Source organism: Desertibacillus haloalkaliphilus (assembly GCF_019039105.1).
Taxonomy (GTDB): domain Bacteria; phylum Bacillota; class Bacilli; order Bacillales; family KJ1-10-99; genus Desertibacillus; species Desertibacillus haloalkaliphilus.
Window position 1 is genome coordinate 52,022 of sequence record NZ_JAHPIV010000003.1, and the last position, 22,158, is coordinate 74,179.

The following is a 22,158-nucleotide window of genomic DNA, read 5'->3' on the forward strand; positions in this document are numbered from 1 at the left end:
ATTTATTTGCTTGAAATAAAGATTGCAATCGAGGTTGCTTTTGCTATAATTGATTCTTGTGCTTTTTGAACGCATAAAAAATTAATTATACATCTTAGGAGGAAACTTTTTGAAACAACAACATCATATTGACTGGCCGGTAATGATCATCAGTGGGGGATTATTACTAGCTTTTGTCATTACAGCTATGATTAATACAACATTGATTAGTGACGTAGTAAATGCATCTTTTGAATTTTCGGCAACGTATTTTGGGGCTTTCTGGCAAGTGCTGATGCTTCTTACGTTTCTGATTGCTTTATATATTGCTTTTTCTAAAAATGGTAGGGTGAAACTAGGAAAACAAGATAAGCCTGAAATGAGTACATTTAAATGGCTAGCGATTATTATGTGTACGCTGTTAGCAGGCGGAGGGGTATTTTGGGCTGCTGCAGAGCCGATGTATCATTTCTTATCGACACCACCAATGTATGGTGATGTTCCGGCAGGTACGGTCGAGGCCATTGCTCCTGCTCTAACACAATCATTCTTAGATTGGGGTTTTCTAGCATGGGCCATTTTAGGGACATTAAGTGCGATTGTTCTTATGTATGGTCATTTTCATAAAGGAATGCCGTTAAAACCTCGTACGCTTCTTTATCCGATCTTTGGTGAGAAGATTATGCAAAAGAGTGTTCTAGGTACGCTTGTCGATGCCTTTTCAATTATAGCCGTTGCGGCAGGTACAATTGGACCGATTGGATTCTTAGGTCTTCAAGCAGCTTATGGTTTGGATGCCTTGTTTGGGGTCCCAAATACATTTCTGACACAGTTCTTAATTATTGTAGGATTAATTACAATCGCGTCAATTTCAGCGGTGACTGGTGTTCACCGTGGGATTCAACTATTAAGTCGTTTTAACATTATATTTACGTTCATTCTAATCGTATTGGTTCTGCTATTAGGTCCAGGAGCTTTTATTATTGACTCATTTATCGGATCTTTCGGTGTTTATATGAGGGATTTCTTTGTTGTTAGTTTATACCGTGGTGATACGGGGTGGCTTTCATTTTGGACAATCTTCTTCTGGGGTTGGTTTATCGGTTATGGGCCAATGATGGCTATTTTCATTAGTCGAATTTCACGAGGGAGAACGATTCGTGAGTTAGTTACAGCTGTAGCGATTATCGCACCACTTGTCACGAACTTCTGGTTTTCTGTCGTTGGTGGCTCTGGGATCTTCTATGAATTACAAAATGCGGGGTCTGTATCTGGCCCATTAGATGCTGGGGGAATGCCTGCAGCGATGATCGCTATTGTTGAACAGATGCCATATGGAACGGCCTTGGCTGCTGCATTTCTTCTTGTTACGATTGTATTCGTAGCGACGACGAGTGACTCGATGTCATATACGATTTCTATGGCTGTTACTGGAAGTGGGAGCCCATCAAGCGCCCTTCGTGTTTTCTGGGCAGTGATTATGGGAGCTGTTGCTGTTTCACTCCTATTTATTGGCGGTGGCAGTATCGATGCACTACAATCGTTCATTGTCTTTACAGCTGTGCCTGTATCGTTGATTTTATTACCAACGCTATGGCTTGCACCAAGAGTAGCAGGGGAACTGGCACGTGAACAAGGGTTTACAACTACTGCAAAATCAAATAAAGGTTAATAAAAAACAAGCTTGGAGAAATTGCTCCAAGCTTGTTTTGTTAACAAAATTGATCTTTTTTGTTTGGATTTCGTAAACCAAACAGTGGGCGTAAAGAAAGAGCTAAGAATGTACCTAGCAACGCCATGATCGCCCATGCCCAGCCATGAAGACTAAATGAAGCAATTCCACCGAAGTAAGCGCCAATGTTACAACCGAAGGCAAGGCGAGAGCCATATCCCATCAATAGTCCACCAACAATGGCAGCTCCAGCTACACCGCGTGTAATCTTCTTCGGTTTGAATGTACCTTGGAATGATGCAGAAATAAATGCTCCTAAGATAATTCCGAAGTTCATCACACTTGTCGTATCTGCTAAAACTGTTGTAGAAAGGGCTTCTTCATTTGCTCCTGAAAAATAACCCCATGTCGTAACGTCGACACCTGTAGCCATGAGAGTTTTTCCACCCCAAAGGGCAAATGCTGATGTAATTCCCCACGGTGTTCCTCGAATCGTTAACACTAAAGCATTTAATAGCGCAAGAATAATTGCTGCCGCAAATAAAGGCCAAGAACCACGTAAAACTTTTTTCAACCCAGTTGTTGTTGGTAAAGGTTTCATCATTGGTGGTCTTTTCTTTTTCGCGATTTGAACGGTAATCCAGTAAATGACGATAAAAGCGACAATTTGCACGAACCAAGCGCCAAGGTAGCCAAGTCCTGTTGATTCAGCTAAAGAAATCGCTGGCAGTGATGGCGTTTCTTCAACCCAAAATGTAAAGTGATAGGCACCTAATGTTGACCCTACGATAAAGAATAAAAGCGTCAAAATCATTGCTGAGGCCCCTCCACCTACATTGTATAATGTTCCAGATGCACAGCCATTACCTAGCTGCATCCCAATTCCGAAAAGAAAGGCCCCCAATAACACACTGATACCGACAGGAGAGACATAGCCTGTAGGATCATTTCCGGTAAAACTAAAACCTGTGCTTAAGATAATAGCAAATAACGTTGAAGCAATGGCTAGCATTAACATGTGAGCTTGTATACCTTGGCCATTTCCTACCGATGTCAGTCTACGAAAAGCAGATGTAAAACCGAATCTCGCGTATAGTAGAGTCGCTCCAAGTAAGAGCCCAATAATGAATAAAATCCCTTGAACCCAGTCCGTTGTTTGAACAATCGCAGTTAATAGAGCAAGAGCGATTAAGACGCCGGTGATGACTAGTTTCTTTTGCATCGGGCTTAAGGAAGTAACAAGCGTTGTTCGTTGCTTTAACTGTGGCTGTGGTGTTGTTTCTATTGTTGTTTGTGCCAACTAAATTCCCTCCATAATATATGAAATTAGTATGAATTAATAACTTGCTTATAATAGTACATTATCGACAATAAGTAAAGTCGGTAATTGCTGGTTGATCTCCAACTACTCTCCTACCAAATAGGACTTTTCATTGTTTAGGTAGCTTTTTCTTTTAGGGCAACAGGTCCCTTTTTTCCAAGAATATGAACAACCATCACACCAGAGAGTGCAATAACTCCACCAAGTAGGGAAAGTGTCCCGGGCAACTCGGCCAGCCAAATCCAGGCAACAAGTATCGCTATTGCTGGTTCAAGGTACAACAGGCTCGATACCGAACTAGCATCACCTAATGAAAGGGCGGTTGACCAAGTAATATAGGCAATTGCTGCAGGGAATACTCCGGTGTAGATCGCTGCTAGATTAGCTTCTAATGTCGCTTGCTGAATCGAATCAAATACGCCAGGGGCAAATAATAAAAATGGTATCGTGCCACCCCATGTGAAGTAGGCCGTTAACTCAATCGGTTTATAGCGTTGAAATAGTGGTTTTTGGAAGACGAAGAACACAGAAGTCGCAAATGCGGCTAGTAACACTAGTAATGCACCGCCAGATAAAGATAGTGAGGCTCCAGATGTTCCTAATGTAACCAAAATGATCCCAATAAAACCAAGAGCCAGGCCGATCCATCCATAGAAACCTAATCGTTCTTTTAAAATAAATACAGCGATTATCGCTGTAAAGATAGGTGAAGAACCAATAATCATCCCCGCAGTTCCAGCAGAAACTGTCATCTCACCAAAAGTGACGCCAAAGTGATAGACACTAATCCCTATAAAACTGAGAATCAAAATCCTTAAGGCATCTTCTTTTCTAGGCAAGCGCATCTTCACACCCGGCCATAAAGCATAAATAATAAAGATCGATAAGGATGCAACGAGAAAACGAACAAGGACTAAATGGCCTGGTTCATAGCCTCCATGCAGGCTAGCACGTATCGCTGCGAACGTTGATCCCCAAATAATGACTGTAATAAGTGCTAAAAAGAAAGCCTTCTTATTCATTTTTCTCCCTCCAATCTTGGTGTTAAATAGTACATAACATGATTTCGAAAATGTTTGAAATTTTTCATACTATATTGGAGTATAACGATAGAAGGGCGGAAATGTCTATATTGAGGCTCGTTTAAAATAGTGGAAGTTTCATAATTGTTTAAATGGCAACAAGTGGGGGGAGCTTGTTGCCATTATTAATTGCCTTTAATAAGTAAAAGCAGTTGTCTCTTTTCGTTTGTAAATGACTTTTGAGAGAACAATGCTACATTCATATAAAAACAGTAAAGGGATGATCACTAAAATATCAGATAGAAAGTCAGGTGGTGTGATTAGAACCGAAACGACAATCAGTATAAAATAGGCATACTTTCGTGATTGTTGTAAGCGATATGGATTTAGGATTCCTAAGCTCGTCAAAAACATAATGACAACCGGGAGCTCAAACAAAAAGCCAAAAGGTAGAGTCATATTTAATAGGAAGTGAAAATACTTTTCAGTCGTAAATAACGTTTCAAATAGATCTCCCGATAACGACATTAAAAATTGAAAAATAATCGGATATAAGACGAAATAGCCAAAGCAAATCCCTGTAATAAACAGCATAAAGAGAGCAGGGATGTAAGCTAATGCTACTTTCTGTTCTCGCTTGCTTAATGCTGGTTGAATAAACCTCCAAATTTGATAGGCGGCAATTGGAATGGTTGCCACTGTTGCGACGACGCTTGAGAGCATGAGATAGACCCAAAGGATATCACTTGGGCCAAGAATCGCCAAATTCATTGGTAAATCACGAACTAGCCACTGATATAAATCTTGGACATAAATAAATCCAACGATCAAAGACAGTAAAAATGCAGCTATCGTTATCATGATTCGCTTACGTAATTCCTCTATATGTTCTAGAAAATGAAAGGGTTGTTCATTCATGCTATCCTCCAACGTATGGAGAAAAGAAGATGTAAGTTAGGTATTCACCTACATCTTCTCTCTCGATTAGATTACCTTTTGTTTTTGTTTTTCCTCATCTTCCTCTACGGGTTCATCTTTAACGAGATCGCGTGTTGACGTCTTAAATTCACGAAGTGTTTGCCCAAAGGCTCGTCCAATTTCAGGGAGCTTAGAAGGGCCAAAAATAATGAGAGCAATGACTAATACTAAAATTAAACCAGGAACACCGATATTTTGTAGCATCTTTTTATCTCCTTTCTTTAAAAGCCTCGGATCGCCACAACTGAAGGTCGAGGAATCGTGTCACCTGGACGGTGTGGCCATGTACTCGTTAAGTGCTGTAAGCTTTCGGATCGTTCCCCAGGGTGTTGGATCGATAGAAACAATGTTTTTTCATCTGGGGTAAACCATGGTCCAGTTGCCTCTGCTTCAACAGGTGCAGAAGCAAATTGGAAAGCTTCACCTTTGTCTTTGCCGGTTGTTGGTATTACGAAGACACCATTGTTTTTAAAGTTCGTCCATGCATCTTTGTTCAATCGACTCGTTGAGATGTCAGTCACTGTCCAGAGGTTACCATCTGCATCAAAGTCGAGGTTGTCGGGAGCGCTAAACCCGCTTTGGTTACCACCAGCGGCGAAGATCTCAAACTCAAAGGTTAAAGAACCAAGGTCATCGCCTGTTTCAATAAATCTAGTAATATGCCCATGGAAGTTCGATGTCGTACTGCTATAGTTGTTCGTATGCGCTATAAAAATACTTTTGTCAATTGGACTAATCTCAATATCTTCAGGTCGATCTGTTGGTGTTCCACCAAGTAACATCGCAGCATCATGAGCATGAACGAGTACATCAGCTTGTGTTTGAAACTTATCTAGAAGCTCTTCGCCTTCTTTAGCTGCTTCACGGACAGCTTCAATAGTCAAAGCGATCCATTCACCTTTTTCCATATTGGCAGCATATAGTGTTCCTTCTTCAAGTAGTTTAGAATTTTCTTTGCCTTTGTTTTCATTAAATGTATGTTTACTAATATATTTATAGACACAAGAACCACGCTTATCATCGCCTGAATAGACGACAACTCGTCCATCATCAGCTAATCCCATCGCACAGTTCTCGTGGTGGAAACGACCAAGTGCTGTATGTTTTCGTGGTTTAAAAGCTTTGTCTGTGGCATCAAATGGGTCGACTTCAACAACCCAACCGTAGTGGGTGGTATCAAGACCAGCCTTTTCGGTCGTACTTTCCCAGTTTTCTTCACAAGATAAAACCGTCCCCCAAAGTGTTGCTCCGCCAGAGCAGTTCGCATACGTTCCTTGGACCGTTTTTGCGCCATTTACAGCTGGAGTTCCCGCAGCTGGACCTGTTAATTGGAACGGTGCCAATCCAGAGATTCGACGAGCGTATGTTGATTCGGTATCCATGTTCCACGTACCATTTTTATCTTTATAAACCTCGATAATCGAAAGACCTTGGTTATAGAGAAGCTTTTGAATTTGATTATATGAGTAGCCATTACTCACATCGCCTTCAACAAAGAGTGGGTTCGTATATTCATGATTCACGAGAAGTAAGCCACGGTTACTTCCATCAATCGGCAGATACATCGTGAAATCACAGTTGAAGCCAAATGTATCACCTTTTTCATTGATGACATCACCATAAGCAGCAATCACATCGTATGTATACCCTTTCGGTAGCACGAGCTCATCAATATCAGTTGGATCAATTGGTTTGAATGTTAAGCCGTGACCCTTCTTGTTGTTAGAAAAGCCGAAGTAACTTTCTTTTGCCATGTCGGCTGCAGTCACTGTTGACGTTAAGGCAGGTAAACCTGTGGATGCGACAGCTAATCCTGTCATTCCTGTACCAACATACGTCAAAAACTTTCTACGATTCTTGTCCATTGTCATCATCACCTCATCGATTTGATTTAGGAGAACCTTCACAACAAATAGTAAGCAACAATTATTAAGCTAGAATGGTTAAATTGTAAAAGTAGTGTGAAAATTATGTAAAATAGGCTTAATAAATAGTAAGACTAGGCAAGTAAAGCAAAAAGAAAGGGATGTCCAATATCCTTTGGGGAGCCCTTTAAAACCATGATAAAGGAAAGGAGTGAGTTGATAGGTGGGAGGTTCATTTATAGGTTAACTTTTTATTTCTGCTTGTGGACGTGTGTAGTAGTGCCATCAAATCCATGCACAAATCAGATAGTAAATATGGACGTTTTTATTAATGGAATTGAAGGGTTAGAGGGTATTCAAGAAGTCTGGTTCATATGATTGTCGAATGTCTACGGTGGATTGCTTACATATTATTAGTTTAGAATCTGACACTATGTACATGAATTCGGTAAAATGTTCCACGTGAAACATAAATAGAATATTATAAACCTTTTGTTTTTGTAGAAAAGGCAGAAGGAAAACATGAAAACATAATTGAAATTCGTAGTCATTTCGCTCATTATTATAGAAGAGTGAAGATGGTTTATAACTTTTTAAAAGGAAGGTTACTATGGCTGAAGAAAATATTACGCGAATCCATATGGATGGTAAGGAATTAATTCTTATTGGTACGGCCCATGTTTCGAAGCAAAGTGCTGAGCAGGTTAAGGAAGTCATTGAAGCAGAACAGCCTGATTCAGTTTGCGTAGAGTTAGATGAGCAGCGGTATAAGTCAATCACTGAGGGTGATAAATGGAAAGAGATGGACATCTTTAAGGTTATAAAGGAGAAAAAGGCAACACTTTTGCTGATGAATCTGATGATTTCCTCATTTCAAAAACGAATGGCGAAACAGATTGGTATCAAACCTGGACAAGAAATGATTCAAGGGATTGAATCTGCAAAAGAGATTGATGCTGACCTTGTTCTTGCCGACCGAAACATCCAAATCACGTTTGCCCGTATTTGGCACGGAATTGGCTTATTCGGGAAAGCAAAACTGATGATGCAAATGTTTGCGAGTATCTTTTCAAATGAAAGCGTTTCTGAACAGGAGCTTGAAAAGATGAAGTCTGAGGATATGCTTAATTCGATGCTCCAAGACTTCACAAACACGTTCCCGAGATTAAAAACACCTCTAATTGATGAGCGTGACCAATATCTAGCGCAGAAAATAAAAGAAGCTCCAGGAGAAAAGGTGGTCGCTGTACTTGGGGCGGCACACGTTCCAGGGATTAAAGAGCAAATACATCAAGACCATGATCTAACAACAATTACGCAACTTCCACCGAAATCAAAAGCACCTAAAGTCATCGCTTGGATGATTCCACTCATGATTTTATCGATTATCGCTTATACGTTTTATGCCAATCCTAGTGCGGGTTTTCAACAAACGATTAGCTGGGTATTATGGAATGGCTCGTTTTCAGCCATTGGTGCAGCACTTGCATTTGCTCATCCTTTATCGGTTGTGACTGCGTTTATCATAGCACCATTAAGCTCATTGAATCCACTCATGGCTGCTGGTTGGTTTGCCGGATTTGTGCAAGCATATGTGCGTCGCCCTAATGTTGGAGACTTCGAAACGTTAGCGGAAGATGTATATAGTGTAAAAGGTTTTTGGGGTAATAAAGTGACAAGAATCCTTCTTGTCGTTGTTTTGACGAATCTAGGGAGTACATTGGGTACTGTAATTGGTGGAGCCGATGTATTACGTTTGTTTTTTGAAAACTTATAATTTGTTAATGAACAAAAAAGGGCAATGGGTCAGCGTAAGGCTGATCATTGCTCTTTTTTTGTCTAGTCACCGATAAATGGGCGTCTTGCAAATTTCAGATTGGCGTAGTATGTGTGTTATTGCTCAACTAAATACTCATCACTGTCCATCCAATAAAAATGTTCGATAATTGTTGCGGCACGAGGGCCAAACCCATCTGAGAATTCAACTGGATAATGAGTGATCATGATGAATTTTCCTCCATTATGATTTCCAAGGCTGGCATAAATCGAATAATCATTGTCATCGGTGTTTTGATATTCAGCTAGAGACCAGCTATGGATGTGTTGGTTATCGTCAACCTTTGTTAATTGAATGCCGTCATGTTCTAGAGTCTCGCCTTGAGTGATGTCATAGGGAAGCTTAATTTCGAGATAGACCTCTTCATTTTTATTGTTGCCAAAGTTTGCATAGAATGTGTAGGTTGTATCGTTATCAGAGACTTCAGGGATCAGATCTTCAGGAACATAGGTAATGAATGAATCAGCGTCTTCAAAGAGGTGCAGAGTGAATGATTCTTCCATACCTTCTAACATTATTGTTGTTTCTTGTGTTTCTGGCCACGAACCAGTTTTACTTGTGTCTGTATCTTCTTCATTGGAGTGTTCGTTTTCTTCAGGTGCTTGTGGGTATTCATCTTCAGGAAGAGTATCCTCGGTTGGTGCACAAGCAATGGCTGCTACACTTGTAAGTAATAAGAGGATGAGTGATAAGCGAAAGGTTTTCATATTATGACACTCCTTATAGGTTTTTTGATTCTATTTTATCATGTTTGGAAGTTAATGTATGTGAAGAGATGAAAACGAGTGCTAGAGGAGAGGGGAGTGATCAATAACAATAGAGGGAGAAAGAAGGAGTAGGGGACATTTATTTTAGGTAAAAAAGTAACAAAATCGTAATGTATACATTAATGTAAACATGTATACATTTTGAAAACATAGTGTGTACAATAATGTATACATGTACACGAAGTTGTATACATAGCTTTATATCAGTATGTGTGCATAAATGTATACATGTATTCAATTATGTTTACTTGTGTACACATATGTATGCAACTTATGGGTGATTGACGGATGAAGCAAGGTGCTATATTGTTTATTAGCAGGAAAAATTAATAGTAAGAACGAATTAAAGGTAGTAAGAAAGGAATGATGGTATGAATAATACTAGAACTGCTGCAATCGACGTTGGGAATGATTCAGTTAAGGCGATTTTTGGAAAGATGGATCATGAACTATACATACCAAATGTAATCGCACTTGATACTGAGGATCGCCCGATTATTGGTATTGAAGATTTAAATGATAAAGACCCGCTAGAGGGAATTCACATCCGTGTACATTCACCTGCTTTAAAAGAGAACAATGCAATCTATCGTGTTGGAAATCTAGCAACGAAGAGCGACAATGCCACTGAAATAGATTTTGGTAGTAGTAAGTCAGAAGAAGATCAAACATTAGTGATGTTGTTTGCATCATTGGCGCTCGATGCTGTTCGCGATGAGAATCAAGATCTATTCCGCCGTAACAATAATGTTGTTGATGCCAACTACACATTAGGGACGGGTTTGCCGCTTCGTGAAGTGAAAGAGGGCAAAGATGTCGGCTATCGCTCGCAACTGCTTAGTTCTGTTCACCAAGTAGAGTTTTTAGTAACACCTAAGTATCGTGGATTAAAGGTAAATCTAAGCTTCGATGAAATTAAAGTCTATCCTGAAGGCTTTGCTGCTTATATTAATCTAGTGATGGATAATAACTTAAACATTATTAATCGTGATTTAGTAGATAAGCGAATCTTAATTCAAGATATTGGTGGTCTATCTACTGATATTGCGGTTATTAAAAACCGGAATGTCGATGATGATAAAGCGCAGGGGTATAACATTGGTGTTTCGGAATCATTGGAAGCGATTCGTGAGGAAATTCGTAGCAAGCATGGGGTTGAACTAGACTCACGTCGCGATGTTGTTGAAATCATTACAAAGAAAAATGACCGAAATCATATTATGGTTAAAGGTAGCCGTACAAGTGTCCATGATATTACTGATCGTATTTTACTAGAGTTAGCGAAAAAGCAATATCGTCACTTACGTAACACGTGGCAAAAGAATTCACAGACGGAAATTTGCTATTTCGTCGGTGGTGGTTCAATGGTCTTAAAAGAATATTTGAAGACGTTAAATAATAGTTTGGATGGATATAATATTGCGTTCTTTGAAGATGAGAAAGAGAGTATTTGGATGATGGCAAATGCTTATTATAAGTTAGTTTCTGATTTTCAGAGGAAGAACGCGAAACAACAGCAGCCTGAAAAAGGACAGGATAAAAAGAAGATAAAAAACTAACAGGGTGATTTTGTATGAAAAACGGGAAGACTGGGATTCAGCGGGGCCAGGCGATCACATTTCGGCTTCCGTCTGACACACCAGACCACATCATTAGGCAATTACAAACGTTGAAAGAAACTGAGCGTCGGAACTTTTCAAGCAAAATAGCTGAATTTGTGTTAGAAGGGGTTAATGATTCGCTCGCAAAAGAGAGAGAAACGGTTACGATCCCGCTCCCGCAAAAATTAAATAAGGAGCAGCGTAATTGGCTTAGACATGCTCACTCTGAAGCCCTGTTAGGAAGCATTGTTTATCAATTATTAGCTGATCCTGTTCGCGCGACTTCTGTACTTGCCTCTTTAAATAGTAATGCGCTTGATATTGATGAGGCGTTGTATTTACAGGAGTCAGAACGTACCATGTTTGATGACGACATTAGCCATGAAGAGGTAGATCTAGATCGTGAGAGATTAGCAGTAGATGAAAGTGCAGCTGCTGAAGATACAGCTGACTTTGAAGATGAGTTAGAGAATTTTGATCTCGATCAAGCGAAACAAGAACAAGGTACAGTGAATAATGATGAAGAAGAGGCTGAAGATGAGGAAGAAGATGTCGATGATCTTCTTGGTGGTTTCCTCGCTGAAATGAATAAATAATCGTGATCGTTACTTAAATCAGGTGGCTTACTAGCTGCCTGATTTTTTTATTGGACATGGGGCCGCTTAATGCCCCAGTAAGGATGCTTCGCAGGTAGCTGGTTTCCTTGCTCTGCCCTTGGTTGGAGGTTATTTATTCGATCATTTTGTAATTCACTGCGACAATCGCTACAATGAAGGTAATACATAGGAAAAGGCAGGCTTAAAACATGCGTAAAGAAATAGAGTTGATCGTGAAACCGAAATTTGTGAATAAATTTAAGGGTGGCTATCCGCTTATTTTCAAGGAGGCGATTTTTAACCTTAATGACCTAAAAGAGGAAGGGGCAATTGTCCGCCTTGTTGATCAAAATAAGTCTTTTATCGCAAAAGGCTATTATGGAAAGCAGAATAAAGGCTATGGTTGGATTTTAAGTCGCAAAGATAATGAAGTGATTGATCAAGCATTTGTTAGGAAAAAGCTGCAATCGGCTTTTCAGCAGAGAAAGCATTTTTATGAGGATGAGGGGACTACAGCGTTTCGAGTCTTTAATGGTGAGGGAGATGGGATCGGTGGCCTGACGATTGATTATTTTGCTGGATTTTATTTAATTAATTGGTATAGTGAAGGGATTTATGCGTTTAAAGATGATGTCGTCGCTGCGCTTACGAGCGTAACGGAATTCAAAGGAATATATCAAAAGAAACGATTTAATAGTGATGGGAAGTATATTGACGATGATGATTTTGTCGCGGGTGAGCGTGGTGAGTTCCCGATCATTGTTAAAGAGAATGGTGTAAACTTTGCTATTTACTTAAATGAAGGTGCGATGGTTGGTGTATTTTTAGACCAACGGAACGTTCGTAAAGCAATAAGAGACCATTATGCAGAAGGTAAGTCAGTATTAAATACGTTCTCTTATACTGGAGCATTTTCCGTGTTTGCTGCCCTAGGGGGAGCTAAGAAGACAACGAGTGTGGATTTAGCTAACCGTAGTTTGAGCAAGACGATTGAGCAATTTAGTATTAATGAGATTGATTATGAAGCACAAGATATTATTGTTGAAGATGTCTTTAAATACTTTAAGTTTGCGAAAAAGAAGGAACGAGTGTTTGATCTTGTCGTTCTTGATCCGCCGAGTTTTGCACGCTCTAAAAAGCATACCTTTAGTGCCGCGAAAGATTATAAGGACCTGTTAAAAGAAGCGATTGCCATTACAGCTGATGGAGGAACAGTTGTGGCTTCGACAAATAGCAGTGCATTTGGGATGGATAAATTTAAAGGGTTTATTGATACGGCTTTTAAAGAGCTAAAAGGGAAGTATAAAATCATTGAAGAGTTTAGGCTCCCTGATGATTTTAAAACACTTGACCAATTTAAAGAGGGCGATTACTTAAAAGTGGTGTTTATAAAGAAACTAAAAGGATAAACTAAAGCTGTTAACTTCGTTTTTGGAGTTAGCAGCTTTTATTTTGGATAAAACTATCCAAATTGCGTGAATAAAAAGGTAATTAAAACCAAATATTATGACCAGGTATAAATTTTTATTGCATATAGAGCGGCGACTTGATAGGATGTAATTAGGAAAGTAGAAAAATTCTGTCAAGGCTCGAAAATGGAAGGAGCAACGTACTTATGAAAGAACTTCACACGTTTGGCTGGTATGCAGCTCGTGTAGCACCACATTTACCGAAACAAGCATTTAAACCGGTTCCGTCTCGCTTAATTGCTGGTTCCATTCACCTTTTCGTTGCAGTTACGGGGATCTTGTCGATTGGTTGGTTTGATATGCACCCTTTTTTCAAACTTGCAATTGCTATTATCATTGGAGGAAGTTTTGCTTCGATGGGCTTTTTAGGTCATGAGATTTTACACGGTACGGTTGTTAGAAAGGCTTGGCTTCGCAACCTATTAGGAGCGATAGCATTTTGGCCGCTAAGTACAGGGCCACGACTATGGCGAAAGTGGCACAATATTGAGCACCATAAGCATACTCAGGACGAACATCTTGATCCTGATGCATGGCCAAGTATGGAGAAGTTCTCAAACAGTTGGCTTCTTCGATTAGTTTATCGTATTCCATTTCCATTTCGTGCCGTGTCGAGCTTTTTATCATTGGCATTAACATTTTCAGTTCATTCAATGGCAATGTTTAAGTTATATTTGAAAGAGTTCCATCCAAAGCAACGGTTCACTGTATGGTTGCAAATGGTGTTACCTTGGGTGACATGGATTGGATTGTTATTTTGGCTTGGTTTTGCAGATTGGATTTTCGCATTTCTAATTCCGCTGTTGATTGCTAATTTTATTGTGATGTTGTATATCTCAACGAACCACCGCCTAAACCCGCTTGTTCCAGTCAATGATCCATTGGCCAATAGCTTAACGGTGACTGTGCCACGCTGGGTGGATGCGCTTCACTTTAATTTTTCGTATCATACCGAGCATCATCTCTTTCCAGGGTTGAATCCGAAGTATTATCCGTTAGTCAAAGAACAGATTAAACGGATGTGGCCAGAGAGATATCATGAAATGCCTTTGCATCGAGCGGTCTATTCCTTGTGGCGAACACCAAGGATTTATTATCGACAAGATGAACTCGTCGACCCCCATCGCCATGCCGTATACGGTTCTTTAGGAAATGGGTTAAACCCGGAAGAAATTACGTATCGAAAAGAAGATTCATTAGAAGAATCGTCAGTAGAAAACAAAAATAGTGCTTCAAATTAAAGGTTATAAATGAGCTAGTCTATAAGTGAGTAGCAATTTCCTCTGAGACAATATCTAGAACTTCTTATGAACGTTACTGTATATTGTACTTAAATGAGGTGTGTACTCACTTATCGTCTAGCTTTTTTTCGTCAATAAGCGAACATTTTAACATAGAGGTGAAGAAAATCATGAAAGTAAAGAAAACGAATGCGATGAGAATTCTTGATGCGGAGCAGATTGAATATAACGTCATAACATATGAAAGCAAGGATGGAAAGATTGATGGCGCCTCTGTTGCCAACAAAGTTGGTATGGATCCAGCTGTCGTCTATAAAACGTTAGTTGCGTGTGGAAGTGAAGGGAATTATGTTTTCGTTATTCCGGTTGAGGCAGAATTAGATTTAAAAAAAGCAGCAAAAGCAGCTGGGGAGAAAAAAATAGAGTTAATTCCGGTGAAAGATATACAAGCGATCACTGGTTATATACGTGGTGGTTGTTCACCGATAGGGATGAAGAGGTTGTTTCCTACATATATCGATGAGAGTGTTCATGAACGAGAGCAGGTTGTCGTGAGTGGTGGGAAAATAGGGGTTCAAATAGAGATAACTACTTTTGAATTAATTGCGGTTACGAAGGCAGAAGTGGTGGTAATTGCTAAGTGACGGGAACCTACTAACACGCATGAGGAAAGGGTGTAAAGAGCTAGCTGAAATTTCTTTGTGAGGTTTCCTGACAAGGATCATTACAAACTTTCTGATATGTCTTACTATTGTAACTAACAAACGATGTTAATATCGATTACACGGAAGGGGAAGTGTTAGTTATGGCAATTTCAGTACCGACTCAGGAAAGTTTATTAGCGGAAATTAAGGAAACAATTGAAACAAAAAATGTTGAGTTATTACACCTACAATTTGTTGATCTTGAAGGGACATTAAAGCATGTGACGACAACGGTAGAAAAGCTAGATGATGTTGTTGAAGGAAAAACAATGTTTGATGGTTCTTCAATCACTGGTTTCTCGCCAATTAATAAATCAGACTTATATTTACAACCAGATTTAACGACGTTCGCTGTTCTACCTTGGTCTGTTGAAGAAGATTACGCTGAGGGACGGTTCTTGTGCAGCGTAACAAACCCAGACGGAAGCGATTTCGAAGGTGACCCACGTAATGTCTTAAAAAAAACCGTGAAGAAAGCCGAAGATAAAGGTTATTCAATCAGTATTGGACCAGAGCTAGAGTTTTTCTTATTCGAGACAGATGAAAAAGGTCGTCCGACAACAGAAACACAAGATTTTGCTGGATATTTTGAACCATCACCGCATGATTATGGTGAAAAAGTTCGTTTAGAAATTTACCGCACGTTAAAACAGATGGGCTTTACGATCGAAGCGTCTCACCATGAGGTGGCAGAAGGTCAGCATGAAATTAACTTTAAATATGCCGATGCGCTAGGTGCAGCAGATTTAGCGACAACGTATAAATGGGTCGTTAAAACAGTTGCTAAACAATTTGGTTTGCATGCGTCGTTCATGCCAAAGCCGATCGCAGGTGCAAACGGGAACGGTATGCATACGAATATTTCATTATTTGATATCGAAAAAGGTGAAAATGCCTTTTACGATGAGAGTGATGGCCGTGAACTATCTGAAACTGCGTATCAATTCATTGGTGGCTTGATTGACAATGTAAAAGACTTTGTTGCAGTCATTAACCCATTAGTCAACTCTTATAAACGTTTAGTGCCAGGCTATGAAGCACCTTGTTACATCGCTTGGTCAGCTTCAAACCGATCGGCATTAATCCGTATTCCAGCGACTCGCGGTGCCGGTACTCGTGTTGAAATTCGTTGCCCAGATCCTTCTGCAAACCCATACTTAGCATTTGCAACAGTTGCCTCAGCTGGTCTTGATGGTGTTGAACGTAACGTAACTGCCCCTGAAGAAGTTGTAGATGATATTTTCAGTATGTCCGATGCTGAACTTACAGAGCGCGGAATCGAAAACTTACCACCAAGCCTTGATGCTGCACTTGATGCATTAGAAGAAGGAAGAATTGGTAAGGAAACACTTGGTGACCATGTCTTTAATGAATATATGGAGTTAAAACGTGCCGAGTGGGATAGTTTCCGTACCGCTGTCCATGGCTGGGAGTTAGAAAACTACCAAACGAAATTTTAGTTAATAAAAGCTAGAAACTCAGGTTAGTAAGTGGGTCTAATCAGAGCCGAAATTAAAAATAACAAATATATGAACAAGTGAATGGTGAAATCATTCACTTGTTTTTTGTTTGCTTAAGATTTAAAAACGAGTTAGCTAGCTAGTGGTTTATAAAGCTGATGAAGGACAAAACAGGCGGGAAAAGCAAGGGAAGTGTCCTTCATAAAAATAACTTTATTGGGTATAGCTTTTTCTTCTACTAATGTCAGCTCTTATTAGTTGATCTCCCATTCATTAAAGGATTAAAAAACGCAGGGATTGTTACTACCTCTGCGTTTTGCAATTTACTTGTTAAAGAAAAAAGGAGGTGGTTCGTTTTTCAGCGTTTGGTTTTGTCGATCAGACGACCTTTTTGAAACAATGCTTACCGACATGGAAGTGAGTTTATACGTACCACCTTAGACTTGTTATTTTTGTTTTTGTTTAGGTTTACGCTTGCCTTCTTTTTGGAAGGACTTAAATAGGGAAACGCAAATGATAATTAAAATGATCGTAAACGGTAGTGCAGAAATCAATGAAGCTGTTTGCAGACCCTCAAGTCCGCTACTTAATAAAAGTACCGCTGCGATCGCGGCAATTAACGCACCCCAAATAATTTTGACAACGAGTGGTGGATTAAGGCTCCCACCTGTTGTCATCATCCCTAAAATAAAGGTTGCTGAGTCGGCAGATGTAATTAAGAAGGTGAAAATCAGTAATATTGATAAGATAGAAGCAACCAATGTTAATGGTAATTCATTAAAAGTAACAAATAAGGCATTGGTAACATCTTCATTAACGGCTTCGGCAATCGCTGTATTTTGGAAAAGATCAAAATGTAGTGCAGTTCCTCCGAAAATAGAAACCCAAATCAACGCAATCAATGGCGGAATGATTAATACGCCAAGAACAAATTGTCTTACTGTGCGGCCGCGAGAGACACGAGCGATAAAGCCACCAACAAAAGGTGACCAAGCGATGGCCCACGCCCAATAGAAGATTGTCCAATCGCGAACCCATGTCCCACCTTGATAGGGTGTTAGGCGTAAACTCATTTCAATAAAACGGGAGATGTAATCACCAAGTCCAAGGGTAAAACTGTTTAAGATAAACACGGTTGGTCCTGCAATGAAAACAAAGACCATTAAAATTAACGCCAAGGAGAGATTAAGGTTACTTAAATAACGAATGCCACGGTCAAGTCCAGTTGTGGATGATATTAAATAGAGCACGAGCAAGACTGCAATCGTTATTAACTGTACATACGTCGCATTCGGGAGTCCAAAAACATTTGTCAGACCTCCGTTAATTTGGAGAATTCCAAGACCGACAGAGGTAGCAACCCCCATGACTGTGGCAATAACAGCTAAAATGTCGATCGTGTTACGTAGAGGACTTTTGCCACCAACCCCGATTAACGGATTGAATGTCGTAGAAATTAAGCCATTCTCTTTTTTTCTAAATTGAAAGTAAGCAATTGCAAGCCCAACGATTGTGAAAACCGACCATTGACTAACGCCCCAATGAAAAAATGAATATCGCATCGCAACACGCGCTGCATCATCTGTTAGCTCTGGGATATCTGGTTGTGGTGGGACGAAAAAGTGACTCATCGGCTCAGCAATACCCCAGAAAACAAGACCAATCCCAAAACCGGCACTAAATAACATGCCAACCCAAGTGAAAAATGGATAGTCTGGGGTGTCCTCGTCATTACCAAGTTTGATTCGTCCGTACTTACTAAGAGCTAGGAATAGGCAAAAGAGTACAAAAAGAAAAACGGCAATGAGATAGAACCAACCAAAGGCATAAGTTGTAAAGTCAAAGATCATATTTGAAAAACGTTCAAATGTTTGTGGGAAGATAGCACCGACAAACACTAAAAATGAAATGACAATGGCAGAAACCCAAAAAACAATATTCATAAAACTTGCTTTGTTTTCCATCATAGTTCACCCCTTGTCTGTTTAGATCTAAAAAATATGTAACTTGTTTTATTACTATAACCGTTACGATCGTTTCCTATTTATGATTATATTGAACAACATGGAGTAACGAAAAAACTACGATGAGATTTTCATCGTAGTAAGCGTAAACTGGTAGGTGCATTTTTTTATTTTTGATTCCCTTTACGTTTTGCAGCGGTAACATCAAAACCCGGCTTTGCTTCAAGGTCGTAAAGCTCATTCACTTCTTTTGCTAATTCAAGGTCGTCGTTTGTTTTTGCAATATCTCTTCGTGGTGTTTGTGGTAATGTTGCTTTGTTTTTGTCTCGTGGTCGTTGATCATGCGCTCTACCCATGTTGAAAACCCCTTTCTTTATGGATATAAAAAGTTGTTCAATCATTAGAATGTGGAGACGAGCGTAATTTCATGAAACCAATCGTTGGTATATGACTGTCCGTTATTAGTGTCGCATTGGGCTATAGGTGAATAACGTATTAGCATCAATTATGGTTTTAAGGGTGAGTGAATAGTGGCAGATTATGAGTATGGTTATATGACGAGGGAAGAAAGGATTCCGATTCAGTTTCCGCCCCAACATCAGTCAGTTCAACCTGGTCTAGAATGGGTAATGGAACCTCGTCCAATTGCAGAGGATGCTAGTTACCGCAAGGCAGGGAAATTAACCGGGAAAACAGCAATCATCTCAGGCGGAGATAGTGGCATCGGCAGAGCTGTTGCGATCCTTTTTGCAAAAGAAGGTGCGAATGTTGTGATTGCTTATCTCAATGAACACCGCGATGCTTTTGAAACGAAACAGCGAATTGAACAACTTGGACAACGTTGTTTAACGATAGCGGGGGATCTTGGTTATGAAGATGTATGTCGTCAAGTTGTCTCGAAAACAGTTGAAACATTTGGAAAGGTTGATATTATCGTTAACAATTGTGCCGAAGCTCATCCGCGAGATCAGCTTGAAGAGATTAGTGCACACCAACTGATACGTACTTTTCAAACGAATGTATTTTCATACTTTTACTTAACGAAAGCTGCCCTCCGCTTTTTGGATGAAGGAAGTGCAGTTATTAACACAGCTTCTGAAGTTGCATTCGAAGGTCAGCGTAACGTTTTGGATTATGGTGCTACTAAGGGAGCGATTATTTCTTTTACAAAATCACTAGCACTAAACCTTGTTGATCGAGGTATTCGGGTGAATGGAGTCTCACCAGGACCTGTATGGACGCCGCTCATTCCATCAAGTTATCCGGCATCAGATATGCTTACGTTTGGTTATGGTACGCCAATGAAGCGGGCTGCACAACCGTTTGAGTTGGCACCGGCTTACGTTTATTTGGCTTCAAACGACTCACGTTATGTGACTGGTGAAACGATCCATGTTAGTGGTGGGATGATCGCGGGCTGTTAAACCGATTGTTATCGTTTAATCTGGGGACAATAGGTATAAAACGTGTGCAGGAAGGGTCAATCATGGACATTTCAGTATTAGGGTTTAATATCCACCACGGTAGAGGGATGGATTTACGCCTTGATTTAGATCGGATTGCAGCAGTAATTAAAAAGAGCAGTGTCGATATTTGTGGTTTACATGAAGTTGATCGGCAATTTTCATTACGGAGTCGCTTTCAGGATCAGGCAGTTGTCCTAGCTCAGCGGTTAGACATGAATGTAGTATTTGGCCCGGCAATTACGCGTGGGGAAGACAGTCAGTTTGGTAACGCGCTCTTATCTCGTTACCCAATTAGTGACTATCACCACCACGTTATCGGCTCAGCTAGAAAACGTACCGAAGATCGCTCCATCATTGAAGCGACCGTTGATCTAGGTGGAGTTGAGGTCATTTGTTTTGTTACGCATTTTAGTTTGAATCGGGATCTTCATCAAAAACAGGTGAGTTTTTTAACGAATCGTATTTGTGTGAAGGAAAAGCCAGTGATCATCATCGCCGATGGCAATCGAAGGCCTCAGTTTTCTGGTTGGGTGCCGTTAACACATTATGTATATGATGTTTGGAGTAGTAGAAAAAATGGAGCTACATTTCCAGCTACTTTTCCACTCATTCGCCTTGATTACTTGTTTGTCAGTGAGCACTTCGATATCCGTACAGCAGAAGTCGTTAAAGCAAATCCTATCGCCTCAGACCATTTGCCGGTAAAAGCAGTTCTAAACTTGAAAAAGGATGGGTAGCAAATCGATGCTCCCATCCTTTAAATTATACTAAATAAGCAAAATAGATGATGAATATAACAGATAACCCATACATAATCGGGTGAATCTCTTGTCGCCTCTTAATCGCGAACATCATAATCGGATATAAAATAAACCCAAGAGCAATCCCCGTTGCAACGCTAAATGTAAGAGGCATCATAATGACTGTGACAAAGGCAGGGATCGCAATCGCAAGGTTCCCCCACTCAATGTTATACAACTGTTTTGCCATCAAAATCCCAACAATGATTAGAGCAGGGGCAGTTACGTAAGACGTAATAACAACGAGTAAAGGTGAAAAGAACATCGATACAAAGAATAATCCAGCAACGACAACAGCCGTAAAACCTGAACGTCCACCAGCTGCAATTCCTGAAGAGGACTCGATTAACGACGTTGTTGTTGATGTTCCGAGCACAGAACCAGCTACGGTTGCTGTTGAATCTGCAAATAGAGCTTTGCTCGCCCGTGGGATTTTATTCCCTTTCATAATCCCGGCTTGGCTGGCAATAGCGATTAACGTTCCAGCCGTGTCAAAGAAATCGACAAACAAAAAGGTAAAGATAACAACGAGTAAATCAAGTGTAAAAATGTTGCCTAGTTCTTGAAAAGCAACCCCGAAAGTTGGCTCAAGGCTAGGAATTGCACTGACGATTTGATCTGGTCGATCGCTAATCCCGAAGATCACACCAATGATAGCTGTAATCACCATTCCGTAGAAGATCCCACCATTGAAACCTCGCACTAATAATATGATGGTAATAATAAAACCGATGATGGCTAATAACGTTGGCCAAGCCGTCAGGTTCCCAAGGGCTACAAAAGTAGCGGGATCATCAATGATGATCTCAGCATTCTTTAAACCGATAAAAGCAATGAAAAATCCAATCCCGGCTGATGTTGCATATTTTAAATCTTTTGGAATGACATTGATAATTTTCTCGCGGATTTTTAATAACGTGATGAAGATCATGATGATCCCAGAAGCAAGGACACCGGCAAGTGCTGTTTCCCAAGGGATGCCCATGCCGACCACGACCGAGTACGTAAAGAAAGAGTTAAGCCCCAAACTTGGTGCTAATCCAATCGGATAGTTAGCAAGCAGCCCCATTAAAAGTGTTCCAATGATGGCAGCAAGAGCCGTTGCGGTAAAGACAGCTCCTTCATCCATACCGGCTTCCCCTAAAATCATCGGGTTCACCGCTAATATATAAGCCATAGATAGGAACGTCGTTAAGCCTGCAGTAAATTCTCGTCTGTAATTCGTTCCTAATTCATCAAAGCGAAAGAATTGTTTCATGATGCATATCCTCCTGTATGTTAAATAGAAAAGCGCCAGGTGCCTGGTTATCGGCGACCAGCACTGGAGGGCCGACATAAGAAGCGCTGTTATGCTTCGAATGACGGACCGAAGTGACCTCGAGCCGATGGCACCTGAAGCTAGACAAATAGAAAAGC

Annotated in this window: 19 protein-coding genes; 10 read left to right on the forward strand and 9 right to left on the reverse strand. The window is 40.2% G+C overall.

Annotated elements, in window-relative coordinates; genetic code table 11:
* Nucleotides 1-142: 142 nt before the first annotated feature.
* The gene (locus KH400_RS04220) at nt 143-1,651 is read left to right on the forward strand and encodes a BCCT family transporter (RefSeq protein ID WP_217222642.1); all 1,509 of its coding nucleotides are present in this window, start codon (nt 143-145) and stop codon (nt 1,649-1,651) included.
* 40 nt (nt 1,652-1,691) lie between these two features.
* Here the strand turns inward: KH400_RS04220 and KH400_RS04225 are convergent, their stop codons facing one another.
* The 5 genes from KH400_RS04225 to KH400_RS04245 form a co-directional block, all read right to left on the reverse strand.
* On the reverse strand, nt 1,692-2,936 hold the full coding sequence (locus KH400_RS04225; RefSeq protein WP_438821103.1) for a YeeE/YedE family protein: 1,245 nt from the start codon (nt 2,934-2,936) through the stop codon (nt 1,692-1,694).
* Between the two features lie 152 nt (nt 2,937-3,088).
* The gene (locus tag KH400_RS04230; protein ID WP_217222231.1) at nt 3,089-3,994 is read right to left on the reverse strand and encodes a DMT family transporter; all 906 of its coding nucleotides are present in this window, start codon (nt 3,992-3,994) and stop codon (nt 3,089-3,091) included.
* 195 nt (nt 3,995-4,189) lie between these two features.
* Complete coding sequence (tatC, locus tag KH400_RS04235; RefSeq protein WP_217222233.1) at nt 4,190-4,912, reverse strand: twin-arginine translocase subunit TatC; 723 nt, start codon at nt 4,910-4,912, stop codon at nt 4,190-4,192.
* Between the two features lie 66 nt (nt 4,913-4,978).
* Nucleotides 4,979-5,176, reverse strand: a complete 198-nt coding sequence (locus KH400_RS04240; protein WP_217222235.1) for a twin-arginine translocase TatA/TatE family subunit — start codon at nt 5,174-5,176, stop codon at nt 4,979-4,981.
* 17 nt (nt 5,177-5,193) lie between these two features.
* The gene (locus KH400_RS04245; protein ID WP_217222237.1) at nt 5,194-6,837 is read right to left on the reverse strand and encodes a PhoX family protein; all 1,644 of its coding nucleotides are present in this window, start codon (nt 6,835-6,837) and stop codon (nt 5,194-5,196) included.
* 610 nt (nt 6,838-7,447) lie between these two features.
* Between KH400_RS04245 and KH400_RS04250 the strand changes: the two genes are divergently transcribed.
* Nucleotides 7,448-8,614 (forward strand): TraB/GumN family protein, encoded by a 1,167-nt coding sequence (locus KH400_RS04250; protein ID WP_217222238.1) that lies wholly within the window; start codon nt 7,448-7,450, stop codon nt 8,612-8,614.
* Between the two features lie 116 nt (nt 8,615-8,730).
* Here KH400_RS04250 and KH400_RS04255 read toward each other — a convergent pair whose 3' ends face one another.
* Entirely contained in the window at nt 8,731-9,381 is a 651-nt protein-coding gene (locus tag KH400_RS04255) for a hypothetical protein (protein WP_217222240.1), read from the reverse strand.
* A gap of 431 nt (nt 9,382-9,812) precedes the next feature.
* On the opposite strand from KH400_RS04255, the gene KH400_RS04260 reads away from it, so the two are divergent.
* From KH400_RS04260 to glnA, 6 genes are all read left to right on the forward strand, one after another.
* The gene (locus KH400_RS04260; RefSeq protein ID WP_217222242.1) at nt 9,813-11,000 is read left to right on the forward strand and encodes a ParM/StbA family protein; all 1,188 of its coding nucleotides are present in this window, start codon (nt 9,813-9,815) and stop codon (nt 10,998-11,000) included.
* A 14-nt stretch (nt 11,001-11,014) separates the two neighbouring features.
* Nucleotides 11,015-11,638, forward strand: coding sequence for a hypothetical protein (locus KH400_RS04265; protein ID WP_217222244.1), 624 nt, complete (start codon nt 11,015-11,017; stop codon nt 11,636-11,638).
* Nucleotides 11,639-11,847: 209 nt separating this feature from the next.
* On the forward strand, nt 11,848-13,047 hold the full coding sequence (locus KH400_RS04270) for a class I SAM-dependent rRNA methyltransferase (protein ID WP_217222246.1): 1,200 nt from the start codon (nt 11,848-11,850) through the stop codon (nt 13,045-13,047).
* Between the two features lie 206 nt (nt 13,048-13,253).
* Nucleotides 13,254-14,348, forward strand: coding sequence for a Delta(10) desaturase DesB (gene desB / locus KH400_RS04275; protein WP_217222248.1), 1,095 nt, complete (start codon nt 13,254-13,256; stop codon nt 14,346-14,348).
* A gap of 170 nt (nt 14,349-14,518) precedes the next feature.
* A complete protein-coding gene (gene ybaK, locus KH400_RS04280) occupies nt 14,519-14,992 on the forward strand; it encodes a Cys-tRNA(Pro) deacylase (protein ID WP_217222250.1) in 474 nt (157 codons plus the stop codon).
* A gap of 161 nt (nt 14,993-15,153) precedes the next feature.
* Nucleotides 15,154-16,512 carry a type I glutamate--ammonia ligase gene (glnA, locus tag KH400_RS04285; protein WP_217222252.1) on the forward strand — a complete coding sequence of 453 codons (1,359 nt, stop codon included), beginning with the start codon at nt 15,154-15,156 and terminating at the stop codon, nt 16,510-16,512.
* Between the two features lie 446 nt (nt 16,513-16,958).
* Here the strand turns inward: glnA and KH400_RS04290 are convergent, their stop codons facing one another.
* Both KH400_RS04290 and KH400_RS04295 read right to left on the reverse strand, forming a co-directional pair.
* Complete coding sequence (locus KH400_RS04290; RefSeq protein ID WP_217222646.1) at nt 16,959-18,476, reverse strand: BCCT family transporter; 1,518 nt, start codon at nt 18,474-18,476, stop codon at nt 16,959-16,961.
* A gap of 167 nt (nt 18,477-18,643) precedes the next feature.
* The gene (locus KH400_RS04295; protein WP_217222254.1) at nt 18,644-18,832 is read right to left on the reverse strand and encodes a YfhD family protein; all 189 of its coding nucleotides are present in this window, start codon (nt 18,830-18,832) and stop codon (nt 18,644-18,646) included.
* A gap of 198 nt (nt 18,833-19,030) precedes the next feature.
* Here KH400_RS04295 and KH400_RS04300 point away from each other — a divergent pair, with 198 nt between their 5' ends.
* The gene (locus KH400_RS04300; protein ID WP_217222648.1) at nt 19,031-19,900 is read left to right on the forward strand and encodes an SDR family oxidoreductase; all 870 of its coding nucleotides are present in this window, start codon (nt 19,031-19,033) and stop codon (nt 19,898-19,900) included.
* A 62-nt stretch (nt 19,901-19,962) separates the two neighbouring features.
* Complete coding sequence (locus KH400_RS04305; protein WP_217222256.1) at nt 19,963-20,679, forward strand: endonuclease/exonuclease/phosphatase family protein; 717 nt, start codon at nt 19,963-19,965, stop codon at nt 20,677-20,679.
* 25 nt (nt 20,680-20,704) lie between these two features.
* Here the strand turns inward: KH400_RS04305 and KH400_RS04310 are convergent, their stop codons facing one another.
* Nucleotides 20,705-22,000, reverse strand: a complete 1,296-nt coding sequence (locus KH400_RS04310) for an NCS2 family permease (RefSeq protein ID WP_217222258.1) — start codon at nt 21,998-22,000, stop codon at nt 20,705-20,707.
* Between the last annotated feature and the right edge of the window lie 158 nt (nt 22,001-22,158).

Bases quoted from the DNA above. Each gene is read 5' to 3' on its own strand.
- KH400_RS04220 (WP_217222642.1), top strand. From the start codon at position 143: ATGATCATCAGTGGGGGATTATTACTAGCTTTTGTCATTACAGCTATG.
- KH400_RS04230 (WP_217222231.1), bottom strand. From the start codon at position 3,994: ATGAATAAGAAGGCTTTCTTTTTAGCACTTATTACAGTCATTATTTGG.
- tatC (WP_217222233.1), bottom strand. From the start codon at position 4,912: ATGAATGAACAACCCTTTCATTTTCTAGAACATATAGAGGAATTACGT.
- KH400_RS04240 (WP_217222235.1), bottom strand. From the start codon at position 5,176: ATGCTACAAAATATCGGTGTTCCTGGTTTAATTTTAGTATTAGTCATT.
- KH400_RS04245 (WP_217222237.1), bottom strand. From the start codon at position 6,837: ATGGACAAGAATCGTAGAAAGTTTTTGACGTATGTTGGTACAGGAATG.
- KH400_RS04250 (WP_217222238.1), top strand. From the start codon at position 7,448: ATGGCTGAAGAAAATATTACGCGAATCCATATGGATGGTAAGGAATTA.
- KH400_RS04255 (WP_217222240.1), bottom strand. From the start codon at position 9,381: ATGAAAACCTTTCGCTTATCACTCATCCTCTTATTACTTACAAGTGTA.
- KH400_RS04260 (WP_217222242.1), top strand. From the start codon at position 9,813: ATGAATAATACTAGAACTGCTGCAATCGACGTTGGGAATGATTCAGTT.
- KH400_RS04265 (WP_217222244.1), top strand. From the start codon at position 11,015: ATGAAAAACGGGAAGACTGGGATTCAGCGGGGCCAGGCGATCACATTT.
- KH400_RS04270 (WP_217222246.1), top strand. From the start codon at position 11,848: ATGCGTAAAGAAATAGAGTTGATCGTGAAACCGAAATTTGTGAATAAA.
- desB (WP_217222248.1), top strand. From the start codon at position 13,254: ATGAAAGAACTTCACACGTTTGGCTGGTATGCAGCTCGTGTAGCACCA.
- ybaK (WP_217222250.1), top strand. From the start codon at position 14,519: ATGAAAGTAAAGAAAACGAATGCGATGAGAATTCTTGATGCGGAGCAG.
- glnA (WP_217222252.1), top strand. From the start codon at position 15,154: ATGGCAATTTCAGTACCGACTCAGGAAAGTTTATTAGCGGAAATTAAG.
- KH400_RS04290 (WP_217222646.1), bottom strand. From the start codon at position 18,476: ATGGAAAACAAAGCAAGTTTTATGAATATTGTTTTTTGGGTTTCTGCC.
- KH400_RS04295 (WP_217222254.1), bottom strand. From the start codon at position 18,832: ATGGGTAGAGCGCATGATCAACGACCACGAGACAAAAACAAAGCAACA.
- KH400_RS04300 (WP_217222648.1), top strand. From the start codon at position 19,031: ATGACGAGGGAAGAAAGGATTCCGATTCAGTTTCCGCCCCAACATCAG.
- KH400_RS04305 (WP_217222256.1), top strand. From the start codon at position 19,963: ATGGACATTTCAGTATTAGGGTTTAATATCCACCACGGTAGAGGGATG.
- KH400_RS04310 (WP_217222258.1), bottom strand. From the start codon at position 22,000: ATGAAACAATTCTTTCGCTTTGATGAATTAGGAACGAATTACAGACGA.